20 protein-coding genes are annotated in these 22,990 nt (G+C 44.5%); 8 read left to right on the forward strand and 12 right to left on the reverse strand.

The genetic code is table 11. The annotated features are described in order from the left end of the window. The first annotated feature begins 101 nt into the window (after positions 1 to 101). Complete coding sequence (locus A587_RS0122050; protein ID WP_017219325.1) at positions 102 to 734, forward strand: 2OG-Fe dioxygenase family protein; 633 nt, start codon at positions 102 to 104, stop codon at positions 732 to 734. Between the two features lie 9 nt (positions 735 to 743). Further along, entirely contained in the window at positions 744 to 1,979 is a 1,236-nt protein-coding gene (locus tag A587_RS0122055) for a cysteine desulfurase-like protein (RefSeq protein ID WP_017219326.1), read from the forward strand. A gap of 33 nt (positions 1,980 to 2,012) precedes the next feature. Here the strand turns inward: A587_RS0122055 and A587_RS0122060 are convergent, their stop codons facing one another. From A587_RS0122060 to glnA, 6 genes are all read right to left on the reverse strand, one after another. Further along, positions 2,013 to 2,474 carry a cyclic nucleotide-binding domain-containing protein gene (locus A587_RS0122060; protein WP_026001094.1) on the reverse strand — a complete coding sequence of 154 codons (462 nt, stop codon included), beginning with the start codon at positions 2,472 to 2,474 and terminating at the stop codon, positions 2,013 to 2,015. A gap of 125 nt (positions 2,475 to 2,599) precedes the next feature. Then, positions 2,600 to 3,625: a tetratricopeptide repeat protein gene (locus tag A587_RS0122065; RefSeq protein WP_017219328.1), complete on the reverse strand. Its 1,026-nt coding sequence runs from the start codon at positions 3,623 to 3,625 to the stop codon at positions 2,600 to 2,602. A gap of 145 nt (positions 3,626 to 3,770) precedes the next feature. Further along, complete coding sequence (ntrC, locus tag A587_RS0122070; RefSeq protein ID WP_017219329.1) at positions 3,771 to 5,168, reverse strand: nitrogen regulation protein NR(I); 1,398 nt, start codon at positions 5,166 to 5,168, stop codon at positions 3,771 to 3,773. Next, positions 5,165 to 6,247 (reverse strand): nitrogen regulation protein NR(II), encoded by a 1,083-nt coding sequence (glnL, locus tag A587_RS0122075; protein WP_017219330.1) that lies wholly within the window; start codon positions 6,245 to 6,247, stop codon positions 5,165 to 5,167. The genes ntrC and glnL overlap by 4 nt, the downstream gene beginning before the upstream one ends. 532 nt (positions 6,248 to 6,779) lie before the next feature. Beyond that, entirely contained in the window at positions 6,780 to 7,286 is a 507-nt protein-coding gene (locus A587_RS0122085) for a DUF4124 domain-containing protein (protein ID WP_017219332.1), read from the reverse strand. Positions 7,287 to 7,552: 266 nt separating this feature from the next. Further along, entirely contained in the window at positions 7,553 to 8,959 is a 1,407-nt protein-coding gene (glnA, locus tag A587_RS0122090; protein WP_017219333.1) for a glutamate--ammonia ligase, read from the reverse strand. A 595-nt stretch (positions 8,960 to 9,554) separates the two neighbouring features. Here glnA and typA point away from each other — a divergent pair. Then, on the forward strand, positions 9,555 to 11,375 hold the full coding sequence (gene typA / locus A587_RS0122095) for a translational GTPase TypA (RefSeq protein WP_017219334.1): 1,821 nt from the start codon (positions 9,555 to 9,557) through the stop codon (positions 11,373 to 11,375). Between the two features lie 106 nt (positions 11,376 to 11,481). On the opposite strand, the gene A587_RS0122100 is transcribed toward typA, so the two are convergent. The 5 genes from A587_RS0122100 to A587_RS0122120 all read right to left on the reverse strand — a co-directional run bounded on the left by A587_RS0122100 (position 11,482) and on the right by A587_RS0122120 (position 18,752). Beyond that, positions 11,482 to 12,330 carry a CZB domain-containing protein gene (locus tag A587_RS0122100; protein WP_017219335.1) on the reverse strand — a complete coding sequence of 283 codons (849 nt, stop codon included), beginning with the start codon at positions 12,328 to 12,330 and terminating at the stop codon, positions 11,482 to 11,484. A 44-nt stretch (positions 12,331 to 12,374) separates the two neighbouring features. Continuing rightward, complete coding sequence (locus A587_RS0122105) at positions 12,375 to 13,469, reverse strand: ABC transporter substrate-binding protein (RefSeq protein ID WP_017219336.1); 1,095 nt, start codon at positions 13,467 to 13,469, stop codon at positions 12,375 to 12,377. After that, complete coding sequence (locus tag A587_RS0122110) at positions 13,450 to 15,519, reverse strand: GNAT family N-acetyltransferase (RefSeq protein ID WP_017219337.1); 2,070 nt, start codon at positions 15,517 to 15,519, stop codon at positions 13,450 to 13,452. Before A587_RS0122110 ends, A587_RS0122105 begins: the two co-directional genes overlap by 20 nt. Then, complete coding sequence (uvrD, locus tag A587_RS0122115; protein WP_017219338.1) at positions 15,497 to 17,662, reverse strand: DNA helicase II; 2,166 nt, start codon at positions 17,660 to 17,662, stop codon at positions 15,497 to 15,499. Before uvrD ends, A587_RS0122110 begins: the two co-directional genes overlap by 23 nt. Positions 17,663 to 17,807: 145 nt before the next feature. Then, the gene (locus A587_RS0122120; protein ID WP_017219339.1) at positions 17,808 to 18,752 is read right to left on the reverse strand and encodes a chemotaxis protein CheV; all 945 of its coding nucleotides are present in this window, start codon (positions 18,750 to 18,752) and stop codon (positions 17,808 to 17,810) included. A gap of 122 nt (positions 18,753 to 18,874) precedes the next feature. Here A587_RS0122120 and A587_RS0122125 point away from each other — a divergent pair, with 122 nt between their 5' ends. Both A587_RS0122125 and A587_RS0122130 read left to right on the forward strand, forming a co-directional pair. Beyond that, entirely contained in the window at positions 18,875 to 19,954 is a 1,080-nt protein-coding gene (locus A587_RS0122125; protein ID WP_017219340.1) for a potassium channel family protein, read from the forward strand. Continuing rightward, the gene (locus A587_RS0122130; protein ID WP_010374482.1) at positions 19,954 to 20,136 is read left to right on the forward strand and encodes a hypothetical protein; all 183 of its coding nucleotides are present in this window, start codon (positions 19,954 to 19,956) and stop codon (positions 20,134 to 20,136) included. The genes A587_RS0122125 and A587_RS0122130 overlap by 1 nt, the downstream gene beginning before the upstream one ends. Here the strand turns inward: A587_RS0122130 and A587_RS0122135 are convergent. Next, a complete protein-coding gene (locus tag A587_RS0122135; protein WP_017219341.1) occupies positions 20,133 to 20,594 on the reverse strand; it encodes an EVE domain-containing protein in 462 nt (153 codons plus the stop codon). The two genes, A587_RS0122130 and A587_RS0122135, sit on opposite strands and share 4 nt — an antisense overlap. A gap of 153 nt (positions 20,595 to 20,747) precedes the next feature. On the opposite strand from A587_RS0122135, the gene tesB reads away from it, so the two are divergent. From tesB to A587_RS0122150, 3 genes are all read left to right on the forward strand, one after another. Next, positions 20,748 to 21,605, forward strand: coding sequence for an acyl-CoA thioesterase II (gene tesB, locus A587_RS0122140; RefSeq protein WP_017219342.1), 858 nt, complete (start codon positions 20,748 to 20,750; stop codon positions 21,603 to 21,605). A 334-nt stretch (positions 21,606 to 21,939) separates the two neighbouring features. Continuing rightward, entirely contained in the window at positions 21,940 to 22,608 is a 669-nt protein-coding gene (locus tag A587_RS0122145; RefSeq protein ID WP_017219343.1) for a CsgG/HfaB family protein, read from the forward strand. 36 nt (positions 22,609 to 22,644) lie between these two features. After that, the gene (locus A587_RS0122150; RefSeq protein ID WP_017219344.1) at positions 22,645 to 22,989 is read left to right on the forward strand and encodes a DUF4810 domain-containing protein; all 345 of its coding nucleotides are present in this window, start codon (positions 22,645 to 22,647) and stop codon (positions 22,987 to 22,989) included. The last annotated feature ends 1 nt before the right edge of the window (position 22,990 follow it).

Here is a 22,990-nt window from a genome sequence, read left to right on the forward strand (position 1 = left end):
TTTATTGCGTATTGGTAATTAAAATCCCGTTTTTTTAAACAGTAATTTTCTCTGGTTTTATTAGAATTGTCGGCAAATTCTCATCAATGGGCGAGAGGATCATGACAACAGTAAACAACCAGAATTTATTACAACTACGCTTTTTACCGCAGTCACATATCGACGCAGTTAAGCCTTTTTTCAATCAACTTCCAGATAACCCTTATGCCGATGGTGCATTCAGAAAGCGCCGCTATTCTGTGGTTAGATTCACTGGCGGTGAAGTGACATTGCAGCCGACTAAGGCTTTCGTTCAAGACGATTCAATTAATACTTTCCAAGGTAATATTGAGCGTGTTTACGAAAACCTTGAGCTGGACATGTTAAACACTGATGGCTTTAAGCATATGCTTGCTGAATTTAAAGCCATGACAGGAATTGCAGACGATACCAGCATAGAAGTGCATCAGTTTCGCATGTTAGCGATTGAAAGCGATACCCCTCCAGCGCCAGAAGGTGTGCACCAAGATGGTTTTGACCATGTGTGTGTTTGCGGTGTTTCTCACGAAAATATCGCCGGTGGTGAGCTATTGGTATATGAGCACAAAGAAGCCGAACCTTGCTTCAAAATGGAAATCAAAGACGGTTTATTTGCACTCGTGAATGACCGTGAAGTGTGGCATAACGCAACACCGATGAACAAGCTAGATGCCGAGCAAGTTGGTTATCTAGACTGCTTCGTATTTACAGCCTAAGAGGGTAGTATGGATTTAAATCAAGTGCGTCGTCAGTTCCCTGCGCTTATGCAAAGTATTGGTGGAACCGCGCCAATTTTCCTTGATGGCCCGGGTGGCTCTCAAGTCCCGCAGTCCGTGTTGAGCGCGATGTCTGCTTACCTTGGTTATTTTAACTCTAACTTAGGTGGTGCATTTTTCTCAAGCGATAAGACCGTCAGTTTGATGAGTGAAGCGCGCCAAGCAGTTGCTGACTTACTCAATGCGCCAAGTGCAGATCAAATTGTATTTGGTGCCAACATGACCAGCTTAACCTTTAGTTTTAGCCGTGCGCTATCCCGCGAATGGCAAGCGGGTGATGAAGTCATTGTGACCAATGCCGATCACTATTCAAACGTTTCTTCATGGCGTCAAGCCGCCGAAGATAAAGGTGCGACGGTGCATGCAGTGCGTATTAATGAAGCCGATTGTACGCTTGATCTTGCGCATTTTGAATCATTACTAAACGGCAAGACTAAGTTGGTTGCGGTGACGTATGCATCAAATACAACGGGCTCAATCAACGATATCAAACGGATTGTGGAGCTTGCGCACCAAGTTGGTGCATTGGTATATGTTGATGCTGTGCATTATGCTCCTCATGAGCTAATCGATGTACAGGCATTGGATTGCGACTTCCTTGCGTGCTCTGCCTATAAGTTCTTTGGTCCTCATGTGGGCATTGTTTATGGTAAGCGTGAGCATTTAGAAGGTTTTACTCCGTATAAGGTGGAGCCAGCAAAAGACATTATTCCAGGTCGTTGGGAAACTGGTACGCAGAGTTTCGAAGGGCTTGCGGGAGTCGTTGCGGCGATTGACTACATTGCTTCACTAAGCGAGATGAGTGCGGATACACCACGCCGAGAGAAGCTGGTTGAGGCGTTTGCACGCACAAAAGCGCATGAGATGCAGCTTAGCCAACACTTCTTAACGCGTTTAGCCGAGTTTAAACAGGTTAAACTTTTTGGTATTGAATCACGCGAGCGACTCGCTGAGCGCACACCAACGTTTGCTTTGACATTTGAGGGCATCGAGCCACGTACCGTGTCTGAATTCTTAGGTAAAAAGCACATGTGTGTATGGGATGGCAACTTCTACGCCCAAGGTTTATGTGAGCAGCTGGGTGTGATGGATAAAGGTGGCGTGGTGCGTATTGGTTGTATGCATTACAACACCATAGAAGAACTAGATAGCTTGTTTGATGCATTTAGTGAGCTATTAGCATAATACAAAGTGGGAGCTACGGCTCCCACTGCTAATTTAGGTGTCTTGCCCTTCAATAAATGCATTGAGCTTAGCAATGCGATGGCTCATACCTTCAATAAGCTTGTCTTTGATTTTTTCCCGGATCACATTGGGCAAGCGTGTTAGTGCATCTGGGGTTATTGCCAATATAATGCTGTCTTTTAACGCTTGTGCGCTGGTGCTGCGTTCTCGGTTAGTGATAAATGCGCCTTCACCTAAAAATTCACCAGGACCAACCTTACCTAAATCATGGGCCGCATCTTGTTTAAAAATCAAAAACTCACCGCTTAACACAATATACAGACGATTGTCTTTTTCAAAGCGTTTGAAGGCGTGACGCTCTTGCTGCACCAGATATAAGTGACCAAAAGACTCAAGTAACACCTGGCGTTCGGCAAGCGTAAACTCTTTAAAAAACGCTAAGCGATTAATGATCTCTAGTTGTTTAAACAGTGGGACATTTTCAAGTAACTTCATGCAACCCATTCGGTAATCAAATTTATTCATGAATATTGCGTGCTTTTGACTTTCTCGTCAATGATTACCCCCCGTTTGCAGGTTGATTCTGAGGTATGAATACAAGCTGCCGTGAATAAATCAACTTACCAGTTGCAGTTGAGTAACTTTTTGACCCACACAGGATCTGCTTTTGAGCTACTCAGTGAAAACGCGTTTTGCTTAAATGCTGATGCATCTAGGCGCACCTTCATTGGTACAGCTAAGTGTGTTTTTAATAGTCGCTTCAAGCCTAAGTCATCTATTTTCAAAAAAGATGCCGCTAACTTGGCTTTTTCTGATCCGTTGAGGCTGCTTCCTTGGGAAAACGCATGTCCTGCTTTTATCCAGTCAAGATAAGCCGTTCGAGACTCATTTAAGTAATCCTCTGTTAGTGCTTGTAATCTAGGCTGGAGGCGCTGATAAAGGGCTTCATCTTTGCTTAACACCGCGACGAGTAGAAGATTGAGACCGGAATTTAAAACGGCTGACTTGACTGTGGCTAGCTGGAAAAGTTCAAAAGCATGCTGAAGGGCTGATTTTGCATCTGTTAAGTTATTGGCATCTAGATGCAGCACCCCTAAGTTGTTGTAGATAGAAGCTATGGCTATATTATCAGGGAGTTGCTCTGCGACCTTGATTGCTTGACCGTAAATGGCGCTTGCTTTTGGGTATAGTCCTTGTTCTCTGAGTGTGTTTGCTTGTCCATTTAATACCCTCAGCTGTTGCTTCAAATTAGTTGTGTGTTTAAGTGCGCAAGTATAAGCTTGTGTGGCGTCTTCCAAGCGATTTGCACGTCTAAGCAAAGTTGCGGATAAAAAGGTGATTTGGAAAAGCTCGCCTCGAAACTCCGCAGTCTGAGAAAGCTCAAAAAGCCGTGCCACAGGCTGTTGCGCAACATCATTGTTTCGCAGCAGCATTAGTGCTGTAGCTTCTAAAAGCTGCCTTTTGATATATTGAGCTGTATTCGTTTGCCTATCTGGCTCAACCTGCTGAATGATTTGTAAAGCACGAGCAGGGTCTTTATTGAGAAAATACTCGGCTCTATCATATTCATAGGTATGCTCTACCTTAGCTTCTCCTGCACCTAAAGCACTTGAGGTTATTATTAAAGCGACTATAAAAGATGACACACTAGCACTATTTAACTGAACCCAACTTAGAGAGTGTAGACTGTTCTAATGGATTTTTAAAGTCACTTATATATCATTAGGTTAAGTTATTTTTCTGACTTAATTGCTGCCCACGTAGCGGAACTATGTGACTCAAGCAATCGAGTCAGTCCTGAATATTTCTTTCCTTTAGTTTTCGCGTTAACGTGTTGCGACCCCAGCCTATCTTTAAAGCCGCATCTTGCTTATGACCATGACAGGCATTGAGTGCGGATTTGATTAGTCGTGTTTCTAATTGTGCCTGCACATCGGGCCAAATATGGTCTTTGCCTTTACGTAACTCTGCGTCTAACCACGTTTGGAATGCGTCCAACCAATTGCCATGTTCTAAGGAGTCAATCTGTTGTGGTTTTTCTAGCTCTTCGGGCAGATCCGCTGGGGTAACAAGTTCACCCGGGGCCATTACCGTTAACCAACGGCAGGTGTTTTCCAATTGCCTCACGTTGCCAGGCCAATGATAGGCTTGCATTTTTTGCAGAGCATGTTTGGAGATGATTTTTGGCTCGGCTTTTAGTTCCTTTGCGCTTTTTGCAAGAAAGTGATCGCACAGGGCGGCGATATCTTCAGAGCGTTCACGTAAGGCTGGTAGTTTTAACCTGACGACATTTAGGCGGTGAAACAAGTCTTCACGGAATTTACCTTGCTTGACCAGTGTCTCTAAGTCTTGATGGGTAGCCGCGACGATACGGACATCGACCTTCACACTGTTGTGGCCACCAACCCGATAAAACTCACCATCGGCGAGTACGCGCAATAGCCGAGTTTGCACGTCCAGTGGCATATCACCGATTTCATCTAAAAATAAGGTGCCACCGTCGGCTTGCTCAAAGCGACCACGGCGCATGCTGTCAGCGCCAGTAAAAGCGCCTTTTTCATGGCCGAACAACTCAGACTCGACGAGATCTTTGGGGATGGCGGCCATATTGAGAGCGATAAAAGCAGCGTCTTTACGCGGACTGTGATTGTGCAGCGCGCCTGCCACAAGCTCTTTACCCGTGCCTGATTCTCCGTTAATCAATACACTCATGCTTGAAGCAGAAAGTTTACCGATGGCGCGGAACACTTCCTGCATCGCTGGGGCTTCACCAATAATGTCGGGGCTATTGGCTTTTTCACTGTGGCGTTTTTGCTTTTTAGTTTGCTGGCCTGCGCGAAATGCACGTTGCACAAGGGAAACGGCTTCATTTAAGTCGAAAGGTTTGGCGAGGTATTCAAATGCTCCTTTCTTAAATGCGTTGACCGCAGAGTCCAAGTCCGAGTGCGCGGTCATAATGATCACCGGCAAGTTTGGGTAGAGCCCTGCAATTTTATCTAACAAGGCCATGCCATCGATACCTGGCATACGTACATCTGAGATCAGCACTGCGGGTTGCTCATATTCAAGCGCGGTCAATACATCTTGACCGCTGGCGAAGCTCTCGGTTTCAAACTCAGCTCGCTTTAATGCCTTTTCTAAAACAAATCGGATTGAAGCGTCATCATCGACTAACCAAACTGATTTCATTGCACGTTTCCTGTTTCGGTGTTGTCAAAGGGAAGGTAGATACTGAACTCAGTGTGTCCTGGCCAACTATCGCATTCGATAAACCCTTGATGTTGCTCTACCAAAGTTTGCGCGATAGAGAGTCCAAGTCCAGATCCTCCTTCTTTATTCGTGATCATCGGAAAGAACAATGTCTCTTTTACCTCATCGGCGATCCCCGGACCGTTGTCGCTGATACGGATGAGTAATGCTTTTTTCAATAGCCGCTCACCATGATGAAGACGGTGTTTAATGCGCGTTGTTATGGTGATCGTACCGTCATGCTGTAGCGCTTGTTGAGCATTGCGTAGCATATTCAGCAGAACTTGCTGAATTTTGGCTTGATCTATCACAATGGCTGGAATACTGGGATCATAATCTTTTACCAAGATGATATCGGCATCGCGCTCCAAGGTGGTTAATTTAATCACCGATTCTAACGACTGATGGATATTACACGGCTCTTTTTGTGGTAACTGATTGGGTCCAAGTAATCTATCTACCAACTCGCGCAATCTATCTGCTTGCTCAATAATGAGCGTGGCACATTCTTCCCGTTCTTGTTGATCAGTTTCGTACTGCAATAATTGCGCCGCACCGCGGATCCCACCAAGTGGATTTTTTATTTCATGGGCAAGACCGCGAATGAGGTTTCGAGCTGCCTGAAATTGGTGCATTTGATTGGATGCTTGGTCATAACGCAGGGCATCATCAACACGGCGACATTCCACTAAAATATACGCCTTTTCTGCAAGGTAAACTCGTCTGGCATGCAGACTTAGTGTCGCAACACGATTATCTACGAATACCACGTCTACCCTGTGTTGCTGGCAGTCTACACCATCTTGTAGCACGTATTTAGAGAGCCGAGGCAGGTCTATATGATGATGATTAAACACACTATCAATCGCCAGTCCAACAAGCCGTTTAGTGCTGAGTCCCAGCAGTTCACTACTGCTGTAATTGGCATAGTGGATCATTAAATTTTGATCGAGCACTAAAATCGCGGTTGAGAGAGATTGCCAAACTTTATCCAAGTCAATCGAGTTATGTTGATCCATATATGTTCACCGTGCACCAATGTGGTGCAATGAGAATAGCATAGCTTTGCATTCATTGAAGTAAATTATTACTTAAGCTCAGAAACTAGGGGTTTTCGAACTCGTATCCTAAACTTGTTATTAATAAAGCATGCCAACTTTAAGGTGCCGAGACTATTAGTATACATCTAGCTCGTGTCTGTGGGGGGAGTCTTTTTGTCACGTTTTGCATGAGCGGGTGTGACTTTCAAAGCGCTAAGTATGTTACCGAACAGGGTGACTGCTTTCCTCCTCAAGCTGTGAGTGTACATCGAGCTACGAATGGCGAGAAAGCCACCCTTACAGGTGTGATACGGGTCGTCCAACCTAACTGGCGAGATAAATATTTATTGCGAACAAAGGCCGAGGTCTACTATCAAGTTCAGGTTGGTGAGCAAAGGTTGTGGATTGAACACAATGACATGTCGAATTTGGCTTCCTCAATACCAGAGGAAATGAGCATAGTATGTTTGCAACTACTGGTTGAAAGTCAGTGTAGGTAAGCAATATCGCTTTAATTATTCACGGTATTGCGGTGCAAAAAGAACTTATGAGCATCGCTTTGGGCGACTAACATGCCTTTTTGATTAAACACTTTCATAACCAAAGAGTGCTCGCCACGATTGATACCACGCAGAGAAAACTGAGTATTACTTTGTTTTGGCCCTATGGCTGTTCCGTTGAGAAACAGTTGCACGCTTAGTCCTTGGGTAAATCTTGGTTCTATAGTGCCTGTTACGTATACGCTGCCGCTATTATCACGGATAGTTTGCTCATGCTCTGGGGAAGTGATTTTAGCTGTATATTGAATAGTTGGTGTCGTGTCCGTTTGCTCAAGAATTTTGGTATCAACACTTGGCATGGTTAGGGCATTGGCATTGAGTTTGACTTCTTTCGAGCCAGGTTGCGGTACATCCGAATAGACCCAATGGCCGTTTTTGTCTTTCCAGCGATAGATTTTTGGATTGGACTCTGCTGCAGCATCAATGCTTGTTAGGGCTAGCGTCATGCTAACCGACATTATAAGAAACCACTGACGCACCACAAATCTCCACAGTAAACTACTGTTCATACTGTAGTATAGCGCAGTTGGAATTGCGAGTTACAAATGAATAATTCCCATAATGACAACATAAAGGCGAATTTCTTTAAGCTTTTGAATTGCATTAAAAAAGCCCGTAACAACGGGCTTGAGAACACATATGATTAAGAGTGCCAGAAACGCATAATGAGTTTTGGCTCTACAAGCTCAATACGACAGTATTGAGCGTAGTAGTCGGTTAGCGATTAAACGCTATAGTACATTTCGAACTCAACTGGGTGAGTTGTCATGTTTAATTTTTCAACTTCTTTCGACTTAAGTGCGATATATGCATCGATTAGGTCGTCAGTGAATACGCCACCTTGAGTTAAGAACTCACGGTCAGCATCTAGAGAAGCAAGCGCTTCATCAAGTGATGCTGCAACAGTTGGGATTTCTGCTGCTTCTTCCGCTGGTAGGTCGTACAAATCTTTATCCATTGCATCACCAGGGTGGATCTTATTGCGGATACCGTCAAGACCAGCCATCAACTGAGCTGCGAAAGCTAGGTATGGGTTAGCCGCAGGATCTGGGAAGCGTACTTCGATACGACGACCTTTCTCTGATGGGATCACAGGGATACGGATTGATGCTGAACGGTTACGTGCTGAGTATGCAAGCATAACTGGCGCTTCAAACCCTGGTACTAGACGCTTATAAGAGTTTGTTGCTGGGTTAGTGAATGCATTGATTGCTTTAGCATGCTTAATGATACCACCAATGTAGTAAAGCGCTTCTTCAGATAGGCCGCCGTACTTGTCGCCTGCGAAGATGTTCTTGCCGTCTTTAGCAAGTGATTGGTGACAGTGCATACCTGAACCATTATCACCAACAATTGGCTTAGGCATAAAGGTTGCTGTCTTACCGTATAGGTGAGCCATGTTGTGGATAACGTACTTCATCTCTTGGATTTCGTCTGCTTTAGTCACCATAGTATTAAAGCGAGTCGCAATCTCATTTTGACCAGCAGTTGCTACTTCGTGGTGGTGCGCTTCAACAACGTGGCCCATTTCTTCAAGTACCAAACAAGTAGCTGCACGCCAATCATTAGACGAGTCTACCGGTGCTACGGGGAAGTAACCACCTTTTACGCCAGGGCGGTGACCTGTGTTGCCGCCTTCGTAGTGCTTGTCTGAGTTCCAAGCTGCTTCTTCAGCATCGATTTTGTACATTGAGCCAGACATGTCAGTTTTAAATTTAACATCGTCAAACAAGAAGAACTCTGGCTCTGGACCGAATAATACGGTGTCTGCAATGCCCGTTGAACGCATGAACTCTTCAGCGCGTTTAGCTACTGAACGTGGGTCACGCTCATAACCTTGGTGTGTGTTTGGTTCAACCACGTCACAACGAACGATAAGCGTTGTTTCTTCTGCGAATGGGTCTAGCTTAGCGCTTTCTGCGTCAGGCATAAGTACCATGTCAGATTCGTTGATGCCTTTCCAACCAGCGATAGATGAGCCGTCAAACATTTTGCCGTCTTCAAAGAAGTCTTCATCGGCTTGATGATGTGGGATCGATACGTGTTGTTCTTTACCTTTTGTATCTGTGAAACGTAAATCAACAAATTTTACGTCGTGCTCTTTAATAAAATCTAAAACCGATTGTGACATGTGTCCTCCGACTCGTTGGGTTATTTTTTGCTGCAATGTACTGCAATTGCACACAGATAAGCGTGATCTGTGCCATGTTTTTAAGTTTTTGATAAATAATGATTTTTAACTTTTGGGAAATTTAGGGATTAGCTTGGTGCACTAATTTGGTGCGTAAATGTTTCATTGTGGTGCGCGATGTTGGTGCAAGCGATTCCCTGTGATAGCCGTTTTCGCTTAAGTTAAGCATTGGTATAGTTTAAGAGCACAGATAAAGCAAAAACTAGTTTATTGAAGCTGTGAAGTAAAAGCCCAAAGTTACAGGAACCAAATTTGCCGACAGATGAAAATCCTCTTTTGGCGTTGAAATTCTTACACATATGGCAGGAATGACAAACCCTCTGCAAAAGCTTAAAAAGTAGTGCTGAAGCCACACTAGGTTGTTGATTTATGCGCGCACCAATCAGGATTATTGAAAAAAATGTTGGATAAACTTTCATCTGTCACATTAATAGTAGATAATACGCGACCTTTAATTCTCAATCGGGCAATCTCAACGCGCATTTTTGCGTAGATCGACTAGGATCACTGAGGGCCAACTTCACTGAGTAATAATATGAGCATCGAAAAGTTAAGAAATATCGCGATTATCGCGCACGTAGACCACGGTAAAACAACGCTTGTAGACAAGCTACTTGAGCAATCAGGTACACTACAGCAGCGCGGTGGTAATGAAGAGCGAGTGATGGACTCAAACGATCTTGAAAGAGAGCGTGGTATCACCATCCTTGCAAAAAATACCGCAATCAAGTGGAACGACTACCGTATCAATATCGTAGATACTCCAGGACACGCCGACTTCGGTGGTGAAGTAGAACGTGTTCTTTCGATGGCTGACTCAGTATTACTACTAGTTGATGCACAAGAAGGTCCGATGCCTCAAACGCGTTTCGTAACGCAAAAGGCGTTTGCTCAGGGTCTTAAGCCTATTGTTGTAATCAACAAAATCGACAAGCCGGGTGCTCGTCCTGATTGGGTAATGGACCAAGTTTTTGATCTATTCGATAACTTAGGTGCAACTGACGAACAGCTAGACTTTAAAGTGATCTACGCATCAGCAATCAACGGTTGGGCAACACTTGACCTAGATGAGCCGTCTGACAATATGGAACCAATGTTCCAAGCTATCGTAGACGAAGTTGAAGCGCCTAACGCGGATCCTGAAGGTCCGTTCCAGATGCAAATTTCTCAGCTTGATTACAACTCATACGTAGGTGTTATCGGTGTTGGCCGTATTAAACGCGGTTCAGTTAAGCCTAACCAACAAGTGACTATTGTAGGTGCTGATGGTAAGACGCGTAACGGTAAAGTTGGCCAAGTACTTGGTTACTTAGGTCTTGATCGTCACGAAGTTGAGCAAGCAACTGCGGGTGATATCATCGCAATCACAGGTCTTGGTGAGCTGAAAATCTCTGATACTATCTGTTGTCAGAATAACGTTGAAGCACTACCGCCACTGTCTGTTGATGAACCAACAGTAACAATGACTTTCTCTGTAAACACGTCACCATTCTCAGGCCAAGAAGGTAAATACGTAACTTCTCGTAATATCCTTGAGCGTCTAGAAGCAGAGCTTGTGCACAACGTTGCATTACGCGTTGAAGAAACAGATAACCCAGATAGCTTCCGTGTATCTGGTCGTGGTGAACTTCACTTAGGTATTCTTATCGAGAACATGCGCCGTGAAGGCTACGAGATTGCAGTATCTCGTCCAGAAGTAATCTTGCGCCATGTGGATGGTCAGCTAGAAGAACCGTACGAGACAGTGACAATTGACTGTCAAGACGAGCACCAAGGTTCTATCATGGAACAGCTTGGTCTGCGTAAAGCAGAAATGACTGACATGTCTCCAGACGGCAAAGGCCGTGTGCGTATGGACTTCATGATGCCTGCACGTGGTCTAATTGGTTTCCAAACTGAATTTATGACGTTAACGTCTGGTTCTGGTTTGATGTACCACACGTTCTCACATTACGGTCCACACAAAGGCGGTAACATCGGTCAGCGTAAGAACGGTGTACTAATCGCTAACGCAGCAGGTAAAGCGCTAACAAACGCACTATTTAACCTACAAGAGCGTGGTCGCCTATTCATCGGTCACGGTGTTGAAGTGTACGAAGGTATGGTTATTGGTATTCACAGCCGTGATAACGACCTAACGGTAAACGCGCTTAAAGGTAAGCAGTTAACCAACGTACGTGCATCTGGTACTGATGAAGCACAAAACCTTGTGCCACCTGTTGTTATGTCTTTAGAGCAAGCACTTGAGTTCATCGATGACGACGAGCTTGTAGAAGTAACGCCTGAAAGCATCCGTATTCGTAAGAAATTATTGACTGAAAGCGAGCGTAAACGCGCTAGCCGCCAAGCTAAGTAATAGTTGACCTGGACTTGAGATAACAACGTATCTTGAAGGCAGGTTACTTAGAATACAAAAAACGCCGCAATTTTTGCGGCGTTTTTTTGTGCTCCATTTGCTAACTCTAAAATAAGCCGTACTCTTCCGTTTCTTCTGGCTCATAATTTTGTAAATGTTCAGGGCGGAAAATGGCGCTAGGGTCAATCAATACGCTGTGGCGTTTTCCCATCTTGACTAAGCCTTTCATCAATTTTTTGGTTTGCGCATCTATTTCAAAACCAATACTGGTCATTTCCTGCAGTGATTTAATATCGCTTTCATCACAGTGAACGTTATCTTCTACCTTATCGACAAGCAAACCGATATGCGGACTTTGGCCATCTTGAGTGGTAAAGACGATGATAGGTTTATGGTCGAGCATGATCTGATCACGAGCGGATTCAAATAATCGCATGAGTTTATTAAAAGTGGTGCTCTTTTCACGAGCGAGCGTATCTATAGCTTCTTGTTTGTGTCCCTGTGCGCACATCACTAATAGTTTATCTGCTAATGAATGTAGTTTTGCATGCGGTTCTTCAAAGCGTTTTAAAAGTGCTTTGAGGTCGTCATTTTCAGTTTTGAAGCCATAATACCACTGCCCGAAAGCACATTGTTTTGGATCTTTGGCTTTAGTGAAGGGGACATCGTTAAAAATGCTTGCTTCGAGTGCGACAAGCCATTCTTTATGATCTTGCTCTCGCTGCTTTAGCATGCTGATCAATTCTTGATTGGTTTCGTAGGACGAGCGCTTGTTCAATATGATCCCTAAATCAAAAATAGGGGTAGGTACGCCCATGTAATCTTTAACGCCCAAAAAGCTGGGGTTGTCATTGGGTAAATCCGTTAAATTTTCTTCGTAGCGTTCAGTTAATAGAATATCGAGGATTTGCAGTGATATTGTTTTTTTCCCGACGCGAAAGTTAATTAAATCCATGTCAGCCTCGCATATGGTCAGTATCAACTAAGCATAGAACATTATTAGAAAAAGGAGCGGTAAACTGGCAATTTCTTTTGCGCTGGTTGGAGCATAAATACCTCTCGAATAACGGAGTTGTGCTCCAACTCCTGTTGTAATGCGTTTAGCAGACAATCGCTATCAATGGGCAGCTCACATTGCTGGATAGCAGTCGTCAATAAGTAGGCATTGAGATAGCCCTCAAAAACCTGTTCGTTATGGGAAAGTGTGGTATTGCGAACTGCCTCGCGAAAGGTATCACAAAGCTTGCCCTTGCAAATCGCAGGATCGGGTACAACTTCGGTGACTAAAACTTTGGGTTTGCCTTTGAGTCTAGCAAACAGCTCATTTGAGGAAGCAAATGAAACCGTTGCGTATTGTGTTTCAAGGCCAACCTCCATGGCACGATTAATAAACTTAGACAGTGGCGTGTAGGTGCCTACCATCGCGAAGCCTTCTATTTTATGCTGCTGTGCTTGTTCAAGGGCTCGTTCAATATCATCGGTATTACGTCTAAAACGCGTTATCACAACGGGTTTTAATCCATGTTCCGCAAGCGCTCTAGTAAGGCTTTTTTCTACGGTTAGACCAAATTCATCGGCTTGAATGAGTAAACCCACCCGCTTTAGCTTTTGTTCATCAATAAAGTAGCGGATGATATCTTGTGCTTCTTTATTGTAGCTAGTGCGGAGGTTGAAGACATTAAATGTATGTGGCTCTTGAAGAAACTCAGCGCCAGTATATGGCATAAGAAAGGGAACCTTAGAGTGCTCTAAAATCGGCTTTATGGCATAAGATGTGGGGGTGCCCATTACGCCAAACAATGCATCGACCTTATTTTCGTAAACGAGCTTACGCGCATTGGTTACGGTTTTGTGTGGCTCATAACCATCATCCAATACCTGCAACTCAATCGCAGCAGCACCATTCGCTTTGTGCTGATTATAAAAGTTAAAGTGTAGTTCGGCACCCGCTTTAAGTTGTTGACCGATCTCTTTTGCGGGCCCTGAAAGGGCAGTAGACATGCCAATTTTCACCACAGATTGAGCAGATACTGTAAAATTCAGTACAGCAGAAGCAAAAACGAATAGTAAAAACTTAACACCGAAAATACTCATATACTTGCTGCACTGTCTCTCTTAGCGTTGTGGTGAGGGCCTTTTTACCAGATAATCCAAGCAGATTAATTACGACTTGGGTCGAATGTTGCTGTAATATTAGACGAATTACTAATGCTTTGGAAACTTTAGTTAAGTTTTTAAGTAATCGAGGATCGGTTGTGATCAGCTGCCATAAAAAAGGACATACTTGTTGCTCAACCGGGTTGCTGTTACGTAAATAGTGTATGTAACCCCGCTGCTCGTTAGTTATTTGTTCGAAGGGTAAGGTCGCTAACAGCGCGGTAACCACCTCAGTATCGAGTTGTTGATAGTGCGAGCGCAACTGATAGAAAAAAGCTTGTTTAAACATTCGAGTATAGGTGTTGTCTAAGTCGCCTCGGACTTTTTTGAACATCAAAAGCGCATACTCGCCACTGGCCTTATCTTGCTTGAATCCCAGTTTAACTGGCTGATAGTGCTGTTGTGACCAAAACGAAAGCAATGGCGCTGTAAGGCCAAAACTGGTTCCTATGTAACTGATATCTTCAGGTAATGCGGTTTCAAAGGACGCCAGTAGGCGGCGGCCAATTCCATGCTGTTGTACATCCGGGTGCACGGCTATTCTAACGACTCTTGCGCTTTTTGTGGTGACAAACCGGCTATCACCAAAGCTTGTTGTTAGTTGCTGCGCCATGAGATGGCCTGCAGGTCTTCGCTTTCCTGCTAGAATATCTTCTGCGAGATCTGAAGCGAGTCCGCCTTCGATGACAGCAAGACAAATTCCTACAAGCTCGTTATTGCAAAATGCACCTTGTAAGTGCAGATCGGGTGCATCTAACAATTGCCTTAAATCATCCACGCTGGTTTGATAATGCGCTAATACGAGCAATGAAAAAACTTGCTCAAGTAACGAGCTATTTTCTATCAACTCACTCTGGGAAATAGCACGCATTGTGGTTGGTGAAGTGAGTATGGGTGATGTCGCTTTACACTCGAGTACAAATAAATCCCTGATCTGCTGCTCCAGTGGATCATTCGATGCATAGCGAATAGGAGTCGATAAGGTGAAATCAAGATAACTTGGGTAATGTGATTCTAAGTAGCGTTTAAACCGTAAAGTGTAGCCTCTACCATTACCCTCATAACCAACTAAGGTGCTAGAAAAAATGCAGCGAAAGCCAAGTTGAGCGACTTGTATTAAAAATGGAACTGGCAGGGCGGCTGCCTCATCCACCAAAATAACCGTATTGCTATCAAGTGCAGAGGCTTGTTGTAGTAACGCATCTGGTGCCACATAGCTGAGATTAGCCAGCTTCTTCATTTTTACATCAACCTCGGTATTGAGTGCTTGAGCAAGCATGCTAAAGCAACTATGCAGAGCATGAAGGTGACGGCTACAAATAACAAATTGTTGCGTAGGATGCTTTGATGCTAAAAGGCCTAATAGCGCGCTCTTTCCCCTGCCTCTATCAGCGCTCAGCAATACCGGTGTTTGCTGGTTTTCCAATGCAGTGGAGAGTTGTGTCAATACGTTTTGTTGCTCCTCAACACCACAAACCGCTGAACTTGCAACAAGATACGCTGAGGGTAGTTGAACCCCAAAGTGCTCACTGATATGCCAAGCTGGTTGTTGCAGCCAGAGTTGCTGCCACCTTTTTAAAAAGTAGCTATGTTTGGGCGTTTTCCCCTCAGAGCACCAGCGGGTAATTGCTGGGTCTAGCCAGTGGTCGAGTTCATCTAACTCGGGAAGTAACAGTAGGAGTAAGCCGCCTGCCTTTACCGTGCCCGCGGCCGCTGCGATTTTGTTAGGCACAATCCCACTAAAGCCGTCGTAGACTAGGTTGCTAAATTCTTGTCCGAGTATTTGGTGTAAATGCTCGGGCCAAACGGCATTTTCTAATGTCTTACTGCTACTTAGAATTAGATTATCGTTTGAGTTTGCTAATAGCTGCTGGCACTGCGTGTAACACCAAGTTTGGCTGCCAGTGATAAGCAAGAGTTGCCGATGGCGGGCATCGGCAAGCTGAGAACGTAATAGTTGCAGATTAGAGTGCTTGAAGTCTTGCATAGGCGGTAACTAACCACTTACTACCAACATCATCAAAGCTGACTTGGATGCGTGACTGAGCACCTGCACCTTCATAGTTAAGCACTGTGCCTGCACCAAATTTGGCATGGAGGACACGCTGGCCTAAATTAAAGCCGCTATCTTCAAAGGTTGCGTGACTGATTGATGGACTGAATCGGCCCGAGTTAGCCGGACGAGAGATTTGCGTTTTAATCCGGATTTCTTCCATGCAGTCTTCAGGAATTTCACGTAAGAACCTTGAAGGGCTGTGATGTTTTTCTTGACCATACAAGCGGCGACTTTCTGCGTGGCTAATGTATAGCTTATCCATGGCACGCGTCATACCGACGTAGCACAAACGGCGCTCTTCTTCCAAGCGGCCCGACTCTTCATTACTTTGCTGCGATGGGAACATGCCTTCTTCGACCCCAACCATAAAGACCAATGGAAACTCGAGACCTTTGGCCGAGTGCAGCGTCATCATTTGTACCGCGTCTTCGTGCTCGTCAGCCTGGCCTTCGCCTGCCTCCAAAGAGGTATAGGCTAAAAAGCCTTGTAATGGTGAAGTAAAATCTTCATCGATAGGAAGCTCATACTGACCACAAGCACTGATCAATTCTTCCAAGTTCTCCACTCGAGCGCGGCCTTTTTCGCCTTTTTCTGCTTGATACATTGCCATGAGACCTGACTGCTCTATGGCTGTCTGTGCTTGTTGTGCCAGTTCAAGCTCGGCAATTTTATCGTCGAGCTGCTCGACTAATTCAATAAATTTTGTCACCGCCGTAGCTGCTCTTCCCGCTAAATGCTTTTGCGCAAGTACGGCTTTGGCTGCATCCCAAAGTGAGAGTGATTCGTGACGCGCACAATCGCGAATATGGCTTAACGTTTTATCACCAATACCTCGGGCAGGCGTGTTTATCACACGCTCAAATGCCGCGTCGTCATTACGATTGCTAATTATACGAAGGTAAGACAGGGCATCTTTAATCTCTTGGCGTTCGAAGAAGCGCATACCGCCATAAATGCGGTATTTTAACCCTTCTTGAAGTAAGGCTTCTTCTAACACCCGGGACTGTGCGTTGTTTCTGTAGAGTACGGCGCTGTCGCTAAGTGCATTGCCAGCCTGTAGCCAAGATTTAATTTTGCCAACCACAAAGCGTGCTTCATCAAGTTCATTAAAAGCGGCATAAATTGAAATTGGCTCGCCTTGGTTTCCGTCAGTCCAGAGACTTTTACCCATTCGTTCCGCGTTGTTTTCAATGAGCGCGTTGGATGCTTTTAGAATGGTTGCGGTAGAACGATAATTTTGTTCAAGGCGAATGGTTTCGGCGTTAAAGTCGTCCAGAAAACGTTTGATGTTTTCTATTTTTGCACCACGCCAGCCGTAAATACTCTGGTCGTCATCCCCTACGATCATAATATTGTTGTCACTACCTGCAAGCAGGCGTAGCCACAAATATTGAATGCTGTTGGTATCTTGGAACTCGTCCACTAGCATATGGCGGAAGCGTTGTTGATAGTGACGTAGCAAGGTAGGTTGTTGCTGTAATAGCTCGTAGCAGCGCAATAGGATCTCGGCAAAATCAACAAGACCGGCTCTATCACAGGCATCTTGGTAAGCACTATATACATTCAACATCAGCTGTTCATTGACATCGTATGCTTGAATATCTTTGGGTCTTAATCCTTCGTCTTTACGCGCGCTGATGTACCAGCTTAACTGCTTAGGTGGCCACTTTTTCTCATCGATATTCATGGCTTTGAGCAAACGGCGGATCATCCGTTGCTGATCATCGCTGTCTAGAATTTGAAATGATTCTGGTAATTTGGCTTCACGGTGATGGGCGCGTAACATGCGGTGGGCAAGGCCGTGGAAAGTACCTATCCACATGCCACCAACAGGGCCATTGAGCGTCGCTTCAACACGAGCACGCATTTCTTTGGCTGCCTTATTGGTAAAGGTTACCGCGAAAATACTAAATGCAGAGGCGTGCTCAACTTGCATAAGCCAAGCAATACGATGAACAAGTACTCGTGTTTTACCTGACCCCGCACCTGCGAGCACTAACATGTTTTGCAGAGGTGCGGCGACTGCATCGCGCTGTTTGTCGTTGAGGCCGTCGAGTAATTCTGATACGTCCATTGCTTTGCCTATTTGCTCAAATGATGGCAAGTATACCGAGTCGCTGCCGTAAATCCCAGCATATCGCAAAGCAAACCTAACCGAGTAAAGGTAACGTTATGATTTATAAAGAAACATAAACTGGTTTTTTATACAGTGTTTATGTTTATTTTTGCAAAACGTCCTTCAACCGATTTTGTACCTCTGTAACCAATAAATCGGGCTGGAATTTTGATAGAAACGCATTACAACCCACTTTTTCGACCATGGCATGATTAAAGCTGCCACTGAGTGAGGTATTGAGAATGACATAAAGGTCTTTCAGGCGACTGTCATTGCGAATTTCATAGGTGAGTCGATAACCATCCATAACCGGCATTTCTGCATCGGTGATCACCGCAAGTAACTCTTTTTGTACGTCGATACCTTCGTCGGCCCAGTGCTTTAACACATTGAGCGCCTCTTGGCCGTCAGTCGCTGGGATGATTTCTATGCCCAATTGTGCCAAGGTATCGGCAACTTGACGACGAGCAGTCGGCGAGTCATCGGCATGTAGAATTTTGCGGCCATGAAACTCGTTGATGATACCTTTATCTAGAATGTCTTGCGGGATCTCAACTTTGTATTCGACGATTTCGGCAAGTACCTTTTCTACATCGATAATTTCAACGATGTGTTCAACGCCGTCACGTTTGATTTTGGTCAGTGCGGTGAGATAGTGATTGCGGCCAACAGACTTAGGGGTTGGCATAATATCGGACCACGTAGTATTGACGATTTGGTCAACTTTACCAACTAAGAAAGCCTGCACTGAGCGGTTGTACTCTGTGATCACTAAGTTGCAGTCTTTGTCTCGGTCGCATGGCGGCATGCATATCGCTTGTCGTAAATCGATAACCGGAATAGACTCACCACGGATGTTGGTTACGCCACACACTTTAGGGTGTGCATTGGGCATTTTGTTAAGATGAGGGAGCTTAACAACTTCTTTTACCTTGAAGACGTTGAGCGCAAAAAAGTGGCGGCTATGAAGATGAAACAATAGCAACTCAAGGCGATTTTCACCCACCAGTTGTGTGCGTTGATCTACTGAGGCCAATACGCCAGCCATGTTAACCCCTCATTACTTCTTGTAACCTTTTCTAAGACTATATCAAAGAAGTCGATATGTCGTGTTGTTTTTTGGCTAAAATCTGCAGTAAGGTAGCAGTATGTATTTGATAGGGAAGCAATATGCCTATAATTTTTAAGCGTTTAGTTGTTTTGATGCGGGCTCATGTGGATAAGGCCAGCTGGCAACTGTTATTTATGGCAACGCTCATTCATATGTCGGTGACTTGGGGGTTGTTATGGCTCAGCAATGAATCGGCATTATTGCCACTGAGCACGTTCTTTTATTACTACGTAGTGACGACTTCAACTGTTGGCTACGGAGACTTTAGTGCAACAACGGATTTTGGCCGTTTAGTCGTTGCCATTATACAGATCCCATTTGGCCTTGCGCTATTTGGTGTGTTATTGGGAAAAGCTGGACAATTTGTGACGTATTGGGTGAGAAGAGGCATGACAGGGGAAAAAGACTTTGCACATTTGCAAAACCACATCGTAATTTTTGGTTGGCATGATGTGAGAACGAAAAAAATGGTGGACTACATTTTAGGTGACAATAAACGCGAAGATAGAAAAATCGTATTGGCCGTCACTGAGGCCATGGAGCATCCGCTGTTGAGTTATCCGGAAGTCGCATTTGCGCGTTTAACCAGCTTTACTGATGACGAACAGTTAAGTCGGATTAACATCGAGCGGGCTGACAAAATCATCATTGATGGCGATGATGATAACCAGACATTTACCACCGCGCTAAAGCTTAGCCGGGTAGTAAAACCCGAAGCGCATATTAGCGCGCATTTCTTGGACGATAGTAAAGCGCTTCTTTTAAGAGAACATTGTAAAAATGTAGAATGCTCCGCATCTATGTCTGCGGAAATCTTAGTGCGAGCCATGCAAGACCCAGGCTCAAGCCGAGTACAAGAGGAATTACTGTCGACGCTGCACGGCGATACGCAATTCAGCTTAGCCTTACCTGCAGAGGTAAGCTGTTTAACCTTTGGCGATATTTTTGGTTATTTTAAACAGCATCATGATGCGACGTTGCTCGGTGTTGCGCACGATATAAATGCGTTAAATATGGATCTAAACCCACCTTTGGATTACAACATCACTGGGGGAGATATTTTGCACTATATTGCACCGCAACGGGTGCTAGCATCAGAGGTTGACTGGTCATCACTATGTTCGAAGAACTCTTCTTGATGATTGCTGTTGTGTGCGCTTACTTACTTCCTGTCGCTTTAGTTGCAGGAAGCAAGCGCAGCAAAGGGCATGAAAAAAACGGCTGGCTGATAGGAACGCTACTATTTTCTTGGGTTGCTTTGCTGCTATATATCAGTATTGTGCCTAAACACGGGCGACAAAAAGGCAAAGCAAAACGTTAGCTTTGCCCCGACATCTCTAAAATAACCTGCCACTCAGGTTCGATAATGGGCATGATGGATAATCGCCCCCCTTTTTTTAGAGCCAGTTCGGTGAGCGCAGTGTTGGCTTTTATCGCTTGCAGGGTCACCGGGCGTAGGTGCTGCTCGTATGCTAGCGTGACGCCTACCCAGCGAGGGTTATCGGTGCTTGATTTGGCATCATAATAATCACTGCTTAAGTCAAATTGGTGTGGATCTGGCTCTGCTGCTTTCACCACTTTGGCAATACCGACAACCGCAGGGACTTTACAGCTTGAGTGGTAAACAAACACTGAGTCACCCACCTTAACCTCGTCGCGCAGGAAGTTTCTTGCCTGATAATTACGAATTCCCTCCCAAAAAGTTTGCTGCTCAGACGCGTTTTTTAAGTCATCAATGGAAAATGCATCGGGTTCTGTTTTAAACAGCCAATAAGCCATATGGGTTAGTCCAATAGTTTGAGTTATGATGTATTATACTCATTTGAGCAATGTACTTGGTTTGCTACCAGTCCGAGTCTTACTTGGATTTGGTAAAAGTATTATCTCATTATAACGACTATCGCCAGTTCTACTAGACGTTCGGAGTGCAACATGAGTCAAGTGTTACAAAATCTGTTGGATTTACTCAGCCTTGAAGAAATTGAGCAAGGGATATATCGAGGTCAAAGCCAAGACCTTGGTTTTCCTCAAGTGTTTGGAGGTCAGGTGATGGGGCAGGCGTTGTCCGCAGCAAAATACACCTTACCAGAAGGGCGCTTTGTTAACTCACTGCACTCTTACTTTTTGCGTCCTGGTGATGCAAGCAAGCCGATTGTCTACGATGTCGAAAACATTCGTGATGGTCGTAGTTTTAGCACTCGTAGGATCAGTGCCATTCAATATGGTAAGCCGATATTTTACATGACTGCCTCTTTCCAAGGGGATGAGCCGGGCGTTTCTCATCAATCTTTGATGCCGGATGTGCCAGAGCCTGAAACATTAAAGTCATCACTCCACTTTTATCAAGAACATGCGGACCTCATTCCAGAATCACTTCGAGCTAAATTTACGCAAGAAATGCCGCTGGACATGCGCCCTGTAAACTTTCAAAATCCATTCAAACCCAAAAAACAGGATCCGGTGAGAAACGTTTGGTTTAAAGCCAATGGTGACATGCCGGACGACAGAAGGATCCACAACTATTTGCTAGCTTATGCCTCTGATTTTGAATTTTTACCAACAGCACTACAACCACATGGTTTGTCGTTTATGCAGTCGAATATGCAAGTCGCGACAATAGACCACGCGATGTGGTTCCATCGTCCGTTTAGAATGGATGAATGGATTTTATATAGCGTTGATAGTCCGAGCGCGTCTAATGGCCGAGGCCTAGTACGTGGCCAATTTTTTAACCGCCAAGGTGAGTTAGTTGCGTCGACTATTCAAGAAGGCGTGATGCGCCAACGCTAATTTGTTGGAAAGTGTATGGTGCGTTTTAACAGTAATTTTGCTTGGTGCTTTGTGCAGCACTAAGCAAATCACAAACTTATAAATTCATAACTGTTTGTTTCTAAAGGGATTCTAGGTTTGTTGATGGCCTTTCCAAAAGTCGTCTGCACTACTTTTTTCAGTGCTGTATTCGGTTTGATTTTGCACTATCTTTAAAATTCTCACTAGATGTAGCGTTATTGCATTTTTCCCAAACAAAAATTAACACTAAAGTCAGCTAAATTTATCTACATTGTTATTAACAAAACGAATCGTCGCGTCACAGACAGACGCATATGACTCTAGGAGAATGATAATGAATAAACCGCTCGCCACAGTAATTGCATTGACGTTTGTCGGATTAACCGCGGGTTGCGCAACGGAAGCATCAAGAACGGTAGAAACACCAAAAGTGGCCTCATATAATCAAGCTTACACTGGCCCAAAAAGCCAGTTAGCGGTTGGTAAATTGCAAAACCGTTCAGCTTTTCACAATGGTGTGTTTAGTTCAGGACCGGACCGCTTGGGCTCTCAGGCTAAAACTATTCTGACCACCCATTTACAGCAGAGTAATCGCTTTATTGTTTTAGATAGAGAAAACATGACAGAGATTGCCCAAGAAGCTGGATTTGCTGGCGCAAAACAAAGTATTAAGGGTGCTAACTTTGTGATCACGGGAGATGTTTCCGAGTTTGGTCGAAAAGAAGTAGGTGATAAACAGCTATTCGGCATTCTAGGTAAAGGAAAATCGCAAATTGCTTACGCTAAGGTAAATCTGAATATCGTTGATGTGACTAGTTCAGAAGTCGTCTACTCGGTGCAAGGTGCTGGAGAATACAGCTTATCTAATCGCGAAGTGGTTGGTTTTGGTAGCACTGCAGGGTATGACTCAACGCTAAACGGCAAGGTACTGGATTTAGCCATTCGCGAGGCTGTCAATAACTTGGTTAGCGGCATCGAGAAAGGCGATTGGAAGCCTTTATAGGCAATCCCCACAGCTAATCTAAACCTCAGGTAAATTATGAAGCAAACGATATTTGTGGCGACTTTACTATTGATATTGTCTGGGTGTCAGAGTACGACACCACAATATTATTACGGTTCTTACGAACGTAACCTCTATGAGTTCTTTCGAGGTGATGGGCAGTCGCTTGAGCAGCAGATCAGTCAGTTAGAGTCAAGCATAGCGCGCGCCGAAGTAAAGCAGATCAGTCCCGCACCAGGCATGTATGCGCATCTCGGTTACTTATACTTGATGCAAGGGGATGACAGCAAAGGGTTTGCGTATTTTGAACAGGAAAAACAACTGTATCCTGAGTCTCGACAATATATCGACTTTTTACTAAAAAATGCACAGGGAGAATAAG

It is taken from the genome of Pseudoalteromonas sp. NJ631 (assembly GCF_000276645.1).
Lineage (GTDB): Bacteria > Pseudomonadota > Gammaproteobacteria > Enterobacterales > Alteromonadaceae > Pseudoalteromonas > Pseudoalteromonas piscicida.